This window comes from Bacillus sp. 05T31 (assembly GCF_056396725.1).
In genome coordinates this window covers 1-972 of sequence record NZ_JBFTMA010001079.1, presented here as the reverse complement: position 1 = coordinate 972, position 972 = coordinate 1, and the positions used below count along the sequence as shown (strand labels likewise).

Annotated in this window: 1 protein-coding gene; it reads right to left on the bottom strand. The window is 39.3% G+C overall.

Annotated elements, in window-relative coordinates:
• Positions 1–197: 197 nt before the first annotated feature.
• Positions 198–972, bottom strand: a 775-nt coding sequence (locus AC1DJR_RS31465) for a PTS sugar transporter subunit IIC (RefSeq protein ID WP_477004411.1), incomplete at its 5' end; no start/stop codon positions are given.

Here is a 972-nt window from a genome sequence, read left to right as displayed (position 1 = left end):
TTGTTAGACTATGTCTAACAATTGGGGTGCAGTTCAAAAAGTGTTTTGAGCCGGCTTCTTTTATTAATAGGTAGGTTATTATTGTTTTATTTAGTAGTTAAGTCGATATATGCGGAGTTGTGTTCAATATAATTTCACTTAACGTCAMGCGACATAAAAAAGAGCTATTCTCAAACGATGAGAATAGCTCCCTTTCTTTACGCAACKTTCTCTTCCGAAGTAATTCCGCGAATTTCATCAGCAGAACGGATTGGATATTTGCGGAACACAATGGAACCGACGTATCCAACAATAGTGGTAACGATTCCACATAATACGGCAGCAATCGTTACTTTTATTACATCATTAAATCCGAACAGTACGAGAAGTCCTGGAATTGGGGATGCTGTCCCTGGTGCATTATTAACGAGCTGGAATAGTGACGTAATAATACCAGCAAGTGCACCACCAACAAAGTTTGTTGCGTAAATTGGAATTGGATTTGCTGAGACAACATCGGCTTGTGTTAACGGCTCGATTGCCACAGCGATTGTATCTTTCTTTGAACAGATTTTTAGTCGTTTAAAGAAAATGAAGTTCATTGGGGCAGAGGCTGCTACGGCAAGACTACCAATTGCCATCGGTAAACCAGTTAATCCGAGCATTGCAGTTAGTGCCATAGAACTTAATGGAGATGTAGAAATAACTGTTATTAATCCACCAAGCATAATACCCATAATGATAGGACTTTCTGTAGTTGCAACTKAAATCATAGAACCGATTTTACCGAGTGTTGCGTTAACGAGTGGATCCATAAGCATGGCCATTCCACGTGAAATTGGTGCGGCAATACATAGAATTGCTAAAAATTCTACACCAGCTGGTAATTTCTTTTCGAGAAATTTCACGACGAAAGCACAAACGTATCCAGCGAAAAATCCTGGTAAAATACCGAATCCACTAGTAGCTATACCGATTAAAACAGCGTATACG